This is a genomic window from Streptomyces pimonensis (genome assembly GCF_041380215.1).
GTDB lineage: Bacteria > Actinomycetota > Actinomycetes > Streptomycetales > Streptomycetaceae > Streptomyces > Streptomyces pimonensis.
In genome coordinates, this window is sequence record NZ_JAHWZY010000163.1 from 1 (window position 1) to 278 (window position 278).

Annotated in this window: 1 pseudogene; it reads right to left on the reverse strand. The window is 62.6% G+C overall.

The features are described 5' to 3' along the window. Positions 1 to 22: 22 nt before the first annotated feature. Positions 23 to 278 (reverse strand): annotated as a pseudogene (locus KYY02_RS33835) (IS5/IS1182 family transposase); the annotation flags it as partial.

The window sequence follows — 278 nt, forward strand, 5'->3', positions numbered from 1 at the left end:
TAGGGCCTGTATCTGGTCGTGATCACTGAGTGGCTCGGGTGAGGTCCTTGATCCAGATCATGGAGGCGCGGAGGTGGAGTCCGGCGAGGTAGCTCTCAGGGGTTTTGTCATAGCGGGTGGCGATCCCGCGCCACGCCTTGAACTTGTTGATCAGGCGCTCGACGGTGTTGCGCTCTTTGTAGAGCTCGGCGTCGTGAGTGACGGGCCGGCCTCCGTGCCGGCCCTTCCTCTTCCGGTTGGCGGCCTGGTCCTTCTTCTCCGGGATGACCGCCTTGATA